This window comes from Nitrosopumilus sp. (genome assembly GCF_025699255.1).
In the GTDB taxonomy this organism is placed as follows: Archaea; Thermoproteota; Nitrososphaeria; order Nitrososphaerales; family Nitrosopumilaceae; genus Nitrosopumilus.
This window is the reverse complement of sequence record NZ_JAILWA010000019.1, coordinates 1-6,938: the sequence shown is the minus strand read 5'-3', so window position 1 is coordinate 6,938 and position 6,938 is coordinate 1. Positions and strand designations below refer to the sequence as shown.

The 6,938-nt window shown below is 34.9% G+C and carries 5 protein-coding genes and 1 pseudogene; 3 read left to right on the top strand and 3 right to left on the bottom strand.

All coding sequences use genetic code 11. The features are described from left to right. Positions 1-122: 122 nt before the first annotated feature. From K5781_RS10120 to K5781_RS10110, 3 genes are all read right to left on the bottom strand, one after another. A complete protein-coding gene (locus tag K5781_RS10120; protein WP_297443754.1) occupies positions 123-1,073 on the bottom strand; it encodes a cell division protein FtsZ in 951 nt (316 codons plus the stop codon). 73 nt (positions 1,074-1,146) lie between these two features. Beyond that, complete coding sequence (locus K5781_RS10115) at positions 1,147-2,415, bottom strand: tRNA (N(6)-L-threonylcarbamoyladenosine(37)-C(2))-methylthiotransferase (RefSeq protein ID WP_297443757.1); 1,269 nt, start codon at positions 2,413-2,415, stop codon at positions 1,147-1,149. Between the two features lie 3 nt (positions 2,416-2,418). Further along, on the bottom strand, positions 2,419-3,780 hold the full coding sequence (locus tag K5781_RS10110) for an aspartate ammonia-lyase (protein ID WP_297443760.1): 1,362 nt from the start codon (positions 3,778-3,780) through the stop codon (positions 2,419-2,421). Positions 3,781-3,906: 126 nt separating this feature from the next. Between K5781_RS10110 and K5781_RS10105 the strand changes: the two genes are divergently transcribed. From K5781_RS10105 to K5781_RS10095, 3 genes and pseudogenes are all read left to right on the top strand, one after another. Continuing rightward, positions 3,907-5,313 (top strand): multicopper oxidase domain-containing protein, encoded by a 1,407-nt coding sequence (locus K5781_RS10105; RefSeq protein ID WP_297443765.1) that lies wholly within the window; start codon positions 3,907-3,909, stop codon positions 5,311-5,313. A gap of 68 nt (positions 5,314-5,381) precedes the next feature. Then, positions 5,382-6,314 carry a D-2-hydroxyacid dehydrogenase gene (locus K5781_RS10100; protein ID WP_297443762.1) on the top strand — a complete coding sequence of 311 codons (933 nt, stop codon included), beginning with the start codon at positions 5,382-5,384 and terminating at the stop codon, positions 6,312-6,314. 106 nt (positions 6,315-6,420) lie between these two features. Continuing rightward, positions 6,421-6,938 (top strand): annotated as a pseudogene (locus K5781_RS10095) (hypothetical protein); the annotation flags it as partial.

Sequence of the window (6,938 nt, the reverse complement as noted above, 5' to 3'; positions counted from 1 at the left end):
GCTAAAGAAGCACCAAAGAAAGAAGAACCAGCTAAAGAAGCACCAAAGAAAGAAGAACCAGCTAAAGAAGCACCAAAGAAAGATTAATTTTTCTCAAAAAATTTTATTTTTTAAAAATCTGTTTATTCTAATTGATACAAATCTAGTTCACAATCGATACTACAATCAGGTGTTTTCCAATCCAGTGTATTTTCTTGAGGAATCATTCCTAATGGATCATAATTATCGAACTTTGTCATACCTTGAATTGATGATAACATAACAACTTTAGAATCTTCTACATTTGAAGTCATATCGATTTGAGAATTACTTTCACTGACAATCCCTGCTGTAAGATTTGTAATTGCATTGATAACTCCTACTGGAATATTGCTTCCTCCTACCACATACAACATTGAACGTTTTATAGAATTTGGTGGGGCATTACCATATAACATTTTTAGTGAATCTCTAAGAGAGTCTTCCATGTTCTGTCCATCTTTGCTTGTTGATAGAATGTTTGTTTGAGAAGCAATTTCAGATGCTTCAAGTGATTTTATTACGTGCATTACTGCAGAATTTGCAATACTATAACATGCTTTAGGACTCAAATCTGGGTTACTTTCTAACATTGAATCATTATCAAGAACTATTGTACATTCTGAATTCTCTCTAACTCGTTTTAGAGAAACTCCTGAATTGAAAATTCTGTCTTTTTCATATTTGAAAGGCATAATTGCAAAGGAGATTAGGCTTGCATCTTCCTCTTTGCATATTTCTGATACAACAGGTGCCATGGCTGAGCCTGCTTTACCTGCTAAATTACTCATCAAGATAACTGTAGAATAACCTGAAATTTTTGATTTAATCTCGTCTGCAACATTGTAAGTTGAGCCTCTGATTAATTGAACAGATGGATTAACAACAGAACCTGTTGTTACATGTATGGATGAACCCTCTGTAGGAAAATCCTTTTTGTCATTACTAATAACAAGGCAATCTGAGTTTAGTGTATTTTTTGCATCATTTGCCAATTTTGAGCCTACGCCTCCTAGGCCTATGACTAAAACTGGTTCTTTTACTTGGAAACTCATTTCTGATTCTATTTCCTGATTTAGATAAAAAACCTTCTTACGTTTTTTTAATCAAATTTTAGATCGAAAAAAATTAGCTTGCGATCTTACCAACCAGCCTTTTTACAGTTGCATCTGTGATTTCAACTATATGTGATTGTCCTAATTCAACATCTTCATCAACAGCTATAGGCTTGTAGGCAAAGTTTCTACCCTTAATCCCTTCTTCTGTCATCTCATCAAATAGAACTTTTCCTTTCCAACCGATCCATTTTTGGTTACTCTCCATTGATAGTTTGTTGATCTGCTCAAAAATTATCTTTGTTCTTCTTTTCATTTCTGATGCATCAATTTGTTCTAATTCTGCAGCATCTGTTCCTGGTCTAGCACTGTATTTTGATAAATTTACTACATCTGGCTTTGTTTCATCTAGTAATTTCACAGTTTTTTGAAATTCTTCTTCTGTTTCAGTAGGAAATCCAACTATGATATCTGTGGATATGGTAAAGTCTCTAAATCTTTCTTTCATTTTCTTAGAAATTTCTCTGAAAGTTCCTTCAGTATGTCCACGTTTCATATCGTGAAGTACTTGATCACTTCCACTCTGTACTGGAATATGTAAAAATTTGAAGACTTTGTCATTATCATAAGAATCGATTAATTTTTCTTTAATTCTTGGCATATACATTGGGTTCATCATTCCAACTCTTATCATGAAATCTTCTGGAATTTCTGATACGGTATTGATTAGAGTTGGCAGATCTGTTCCTATATCAAATCCATAACATCCATTATCTGTCGATGTTAACCATACTTCTTTACATCCTTCGTTAATTTCCGTTTCAACTTGTCTTACGATATCTCCTAATCTGTAACTAGATAGATCTCCTTTAGATAATTTTGTTTGGCAAAAGGTACATTCACTCATACATCCACTTGCAATCTCTACAATCCCTACTGTGGGATTAAGTCTGACTTTGGGAAGTCCCACTTTTGACAAATCTGAATCTTCTAATGCAATTTGTTTTTGACCTCCTAATGTTGAATTAATTACTTGTAGTGTTTTTCCTAATGAATTTGGTCCAAGCATACTAGCATTTTCTGAAAATTTTTCAACTGTTTCTTTTTCTGCTTTTGGAAGACATCCTGCTACAATAAGCGGTTTTGATTTTAATGAATTAATTCTATACATCATTTTGTTTGCAGTGGAATCTTTGACTGAACATGTAACTACTATGTTAAGATCCGATTCTGAAGAATTATCTGCTAATGTATGCCCTCCATTTAGAATTAATCCTGAAATCATTTCAGAATCTGCAAAACTAGCAGAGCATCCATATGCTTCTACGAAAATTTTTGCCATAATTTATCCAAATAGAGAATCAATCTCTTTGTTGCTCATTAATTTCTTTGAAACAACAAGTTCTCTGATAGTTTTCCCTGTTTTTAGAGACTCTTTGAATAATTCAGCTGATTTTAGATATCCTATTTTTGGAGTTAACAATGTTACAATCACAGGACTATTTTCAATATCTTGACGTAATTTGTCTTTGTTAGCTGTTAGTCCATCGATTAGGTTTGCAGAAAATATTGGCAAGAAATTTTTTAGCATGTCTGTTGATTCTAACATGCACTTTAGCATTCCTGGTAACATCACATTTAGCTCAAACTGACCTCCTTGTGCAGCATAAGAAACTGCAGTGTCATTTCCAATTATGTTGAAGCAAACCATGTTCATGCATTCTGCTAAAGATGGATTTACTTTTCCAGGCATAATTGATGAACCTGCATGAACTGCAGGGATTCCCAATTCTGCCAATCCTGCGATAGGGCCTGATGCCATCAGTCTGATATCATTAGCGATTTTTCCTATTTCAAGTGCTAAATTTCTTAATGCACTTGATAAATTAGCAACTGCAAATTTACTTTGTAAACTGTGTTGCATATCTTTTTCTGGCTTTAATGATAATTTTGAAATTTTTCCTAATTCTGTTATTGCAATTTTCCTGTATCCTTTTGGCGTGTTGGCTCCTGTCCCAACAGCTGTTCCTCCTAATGCGACATATTGCAATTCTTTTTGTGCATCAATGATTTCTTTTCTTGCTTTGGAAATTGATGTTACATATGCATCAAACTCACTTCCTAATGTTACAGGTAATGCATCCATGAGATGTGTTCTTCCAATTTTTTTAAATGATGAAAATTGTTTTGCTTTTTTTGATAATGATTTAATCAAAATATCTATGGCAGGAATTGTATCTTTAAGATTCATAAGAATTGCAACATGCATAGCTGTTGGATATGTATCATTACTTGATTGTGACATGTTGACATGATCATTTGGATGTAAGAACTCATACTGTCCTTTCTTTTTATGGAGAACTTCTAATGCTACATTTGATATGACTTCATTAGAATTCATATTAAATGCAGTTCCTGCTCCTGAATTTATCATATCTACCACAAATTGATCTACAAATTTTCCAGCAAGTATTTTATCACATGCTGTAACAATTGCTTTTCCTCTTTTTGCATCAATTGCTTTGGTCTTCATATTTGCGATTGCTGCAGATCGTTTAATCATTACAAATGACTTGATCAAATTCTCATGACTTTTGTTTCCTGTTACATGGTATTGGTTGATTGCTCTTCCTGTAAATGCCCCATAATATGCGTCAGCTGGGATTTTGACTTTTCCAAGTGAATCTTGATCTAATCTAAATTTCATGTTGACTTTACTGAATTTCACCCATTATTCATTCTTTTTCAGATATTTTCAAAAATTCTTGTGCCAGTAATGGGAATTATTATATAGGATTTGTAAGGTCGTTGCTTTATGAATAAGCGTGTTAGTATGCTCTTCACAATTGCAGCAGTAGCTGTAATGGGAGCAACCTTATTCGGAAGCACATACACACAAACCCAGATTGCTGGACAATCACTAGATATCAACAAAATGGATGTCGATGTAATTGAACAAATCCATCAAATGGGCGGTTTACAGCTTGTAATGCCTCAAGCATTCGCAGAAACTGATTGTGGTGCATTATCACAAACTGGACGCAACGTAGTTGAGTTCAATTTGACTGGTGAAAGTGTTACTCTTCCAATCATGGGAGGAAAAACTTACAACGCCATGACTTTTAGCGGAATGGTCCCAGGACCAACACTAAGAGTTACACAAGGTGATGTTGTAAAAATGACACTTACAATCCCATCAGATGAAGTTACTGGACACGGTAACGACATGCATGCATCACAAATGTCAGCAGGAAACTTTGAATCAGTTAATCCTGGTGAAACAAGTCAGTACTGTTACATCGCTGAATCAGCTGGTGTCTTCAAATACCATTGTTCTGGTGTCAAACTAATTGGTATGGACCAACACGTTCTTTCCGGCATGTACGGAATTGCAATCGTTGATCCTGTCAATGGATACAAGAAACTAATGGTTGAGAAAACAAAAGTCTCAGCAGGCGGTGATGTTTCATTAGATAGAAAATTCTATGATGCAGATGCATTAGAGTTCCAACTCCAATACAACCAATTGTATCTAACACCTGAAGGTAACTATGATGCCGCAGCAATGTTCAAACATCATAATACTGCAACAGTTGTTAACGGAATGCAATTTGGTTATGTACCAAACATGGCTCATAACTTACTCGTCAAAGGCGATGTAAACAAGAACATCTTTGTTGCACAACCATGGAATGGACTTGAACACAAGCAATACCAATCACAACTCTTGTTTGTTGAAAATGATCAACACGTGAGACTCTTTGTTGAAAACCATGGTAACGAACCACTATTCTTCCACATTGTTGGAGAAATTTTGGACAGAGTTACTCAAGGTAACAGAGTACAATCCGCAGCAACTGAAACATGGTTACTCGGAGGTTCACAAAACATGATTGTTGACTTGGTCTTTGATGAACCAGGTGCATATGCAGCAGTAAACCATGATTATGCAGCAATTTACACTGGCGCAGCTACAGTATTTGTAGCAGGTGACCCATTCGGCTTGAACCCAGTTCTAGTTGAGAAAGGAGTTATCCCAGCACCAGTAGCATCTTATGCATACGCTTTAGGCAATCCAAGTGATGCTGTCCCACCAATGGGAGCAAACAGTATTGCACATCCTGCCCAAAACATTCACGGTTTATACACTGATGAAGTAGCTTCTGAAATGCAAGCAAGTGGCGATTATGTCGCATTATGGGAAGTAATTCCTGTAGTAGCAGAAATGTTAACTTCTTGATCTTTTAACATCTTTTTTTCTTTTTATTTTCTTAATGAATTATATTCCGTTGTTCACTTTCTTTTGCTATGGGATTTGATGATTCAGTACTCATTTGTGATGAAGTTGATCCTATACTGAATAAAATTTTGATAGACAATGGGCTAAAGGTCTCTTATGAACCTGAAATCACCAAAGAACAAATTCTCGAAAAAATTTCTACTTTTAACATTGTAATTGTAAGAAGCAGAACTACAATCACAAAAGAAATGATTGAAAAGGCTGACAATTGTAAAATTATTGCCCGTGTTGGAGTTGGTTTAGATAATGTTGATCAAGAAGCAGCAAAAGCAAAAGACATTCGTGTCATTAATGCTGTTGAAGGAGCAATGAATGCTGTATCTGAATTAGTTCTTGGCTTGATGTTATCTCTTGCAAGACAAACTGCTAGAGGTGATAGAGCGATTAGAAATGATCAATGGCTCAAAAAGGAACTGAAAGGGACAGAACTTCGTGGAAAATATCTTGGAATTATTGGTTTAGGAAATATTGGAAAAAGATTGGGAAGACTTGCACGTGCATTAAACATGAATATTATTGGATACGATGTAGTTCCAATTGATGAAGAGTTCTCAAAAGAAGTTGGTCTGATGAAAGCTGATTTGAATACTTTGTTACAAAGCTCTGATTATATCTCAATACACGTTCCTCTTTTAGATTCTACATACCATCTCCTTGATGAAGAAAAAATGTCTACAATGAAAAAGACTGCTAAAATCATCAATACTTCAAGAGGGGGTGTTGTTGATGAAGATGCACTTTACAATGCACTAAAGAATGGAACTTTGGGTGGTGCTGCATTAGATGTGTTTGAAAAAGAACCTGCAATTGGAACCAAACTCGCAGAACTTGATAATGTAATTTTGACTCCTCATATTGGTGCACAAACTAAAGAGGCTCAATCTTTAGCGGCAAATGTAATTGCTGAAAAGATTATTCAGATTCTTCGTGGCGTAATCTAGAAACATTTCTGCCTGAACTTTAAAAATAAGCAAAAAAGCTTGACTTTTACGTGATTTATTATCGTCTCTTCATTTTTAACGTCAATTTGGAGGTCAAAATATACACATGAACAATTTTGCAGTAAAGGAACTATATTCGGAAAAACACACCCGATTCCCTAGTGTTAATTCTTTATTGAAAATTTCTTTAGGTCTTATTTTGTTTACTATAATTTCAACTGCATTGGTATATGCTGAAACAATGTCTGTCGATGTTGATGGTGTTTCCTATGATGTTGAATATTCAACATCTGCAATGAATATTGTAGGAATTGAACCTGACACTGAATCCATTTCTTTGATATTGACTGTAGAAGTTCCTGATTCTGTAGGAACATTAGATATTACCTTTGATAGATCCTTCTTTGATTCTTCTTATGGTGGTTTAGATGATGAGTTTTTAGTTTTAATAGATGCTGATTTTGCAAATTTTTCAGAAACTTCTACAACAACCAATAGTCGAACATTGAGTATTGAAGCTCCATCTGGAACTGAAGAGATTGAAATTATCGGTTCTGTATTTGGACAATCTGTAGAGGAAACCCCAGAAGAAACACCTGTAGAGGAAACCCCAGAAGAAACACC

What these genes read in the sequence shown, in the direction of transcription:
- K5781_RS10120 (WP_297443754.1), bottom strand. Translation starts at nt 1,073, where the DNA reads ATGAGTTTCCAAGTAAAAGAACCAGTTTTAGTCATAGGCCTAGGAGGC.
- K5781_RS10115 (WP_297443757.1), bottom strand. Translation starts at nt 2,415, where the DNA reads ATGGCAAAAATTTTCGTAGAAGCATATGGATGCTCTGCTAGTTTTGCA.
- K5781_RS10110 (WP_297443760.1), bottom strand. Translation starts at nt 3,780, where the DNA reads ATGAAATTTAGATTAGATCAAGATTCACTTGGAAAAGTCAAAATCCCA.
- K5781_RS10105 (WP_297443765.1), top strand. Translation starts at nt 3,907, where the DNA reads ATGCTCTTCACAATTGCAGCAGTAGCTGTAATGGGAGCAACCTTATTC.
- K5781_RS10100 (WP_297443762.1), top strand. Translation starts at nt 5,382, where the DNA reads ATGGGATTTGATGATTCAGTACTCATTTGTGATGAAGTTGATCCTATA.